The 1,370-nt window shown below is 53.6% G+C and carries 1 protein-coding gene; it reads left to right on the top strand.

Annotated elements, in window-relative coordinates:
- The coding region (locus OH31_RS14550; RefSeq protein WP_036299440.1) for an Ig-like domain repeat protein at positions 1 to 1,370 on the top strand (1,370 nt) is incomplete at both ends.

A 1,370-nucleotide genomic window follows, 5' to 3' on the forward strand; every position in this document is an offset into this window, starting at 1 on the left:
AACAACGACGGCTACATCAACAAAGCCGAGTTGGGTGCAGACACCACAGCCAAAGTCTCAGTGACCTTGCCAGCGACAGCGATGCCAGGTGACCAGTTACTGGTGAGCGTGAATGGTGGTGCGCCGACAGCGATCGTGCTGACGCAGGCTGACATTACCAAAGGTAGCGTGAGCGTGCCTGGTGTTGCAGTACCTGCCAGCGGCCAGACCCTGACGGTCACAGCACAAGTGAAGGATGTGGCTGGTAACCTGGGTGAGACAGGTTCTGACTCAGCGAAAGTAGACACTGGCGTGCCTAACGATGGTGTTTCTCCAACGGTTGAGATCACCACTGATGCGAACAACGATGGCTTCATCAACCGTACAGAGCAAGGTAATTCAGCGACCGATGATGTAAAAATCTCGTTCAATGGTACTAAAGTTGAAGTCGGTGATGTGATCACTGTGACTGACGGCACCGTGACGAAGAACATCACGATTGATGCGAGCGCCAAAGCGAATGGCTATGTAACGACGACGTTTGCCAAGCCAGTCGAAGGTGGCTTCCTGAAGGTAGACGCCTATATCAGCGATGCTGCAGGTAACAAGAGCGATACCGGTACAGATGCTGCGAAACTGGACACCAGTGCCTTGACCGGCCTGACCATCACGCTGACCACCGATAGCAATGATGATGCTTACATCAACAAAGCCGAATTGACCGCTGCGGGTAACAAAGTATCTGCCGAGATCAAATTGCCACTGGACGCTGCTGCTGGCGACTCCCTGGTCGTGACTGGTACTGGCAATGCGACGCAAACAATTACGTTGACGCAAGCACAAATTGACGCAGGCAAAGTTGTTGTGAGCTTCAACCCGACCGCCAATGGTGTGGATCTGCAAGTGACGGCCCAAGTGACCGACCCGGCTGGTAACAAATCTAATGTTGGTACTGACCACGCAGTGATCGTGACTGATGGTCCAGGCGCACCCACCGTGACCTTGACGACAGACACCAACAACGATGGTTACATCAACCAGGGCGAACTCAATGGCGGCAACACGGTACAAGTCCTGATTGGCTTGCCAACGACAGCAAAAGCTGGCGACACCCTGACGATCAAAGATGGCATTAATCCACCGCAAACGCACGTGTTGACCCCAGCTGACATCACTGCTGGCAGCTACACCACTACCGTGCCTGCGCCGGCTTCTGGCACCACCTTGACCGTGACTGCCCAGATTACTGACGTTGCTGGTAACCCAAGCAACACGGGTAGTGACACAGCGACCATCGACACCACTGTATTTAGCGGCCTGGCAGTTGAAATCAGAACAGATGCCAACAACGACGGCTTCATCAACAGAAGTGAACTGACCAACAACAAGAT

The sequence above is a fragment of the Methylophilus sp. OH31 genome (assembly GCF_000576615.1).
Lineage (GTDB): Bacteria > Pseudomonadota > Gammaproteobacteria > Burkholderiales > Methylophilaceae > Methylophilus.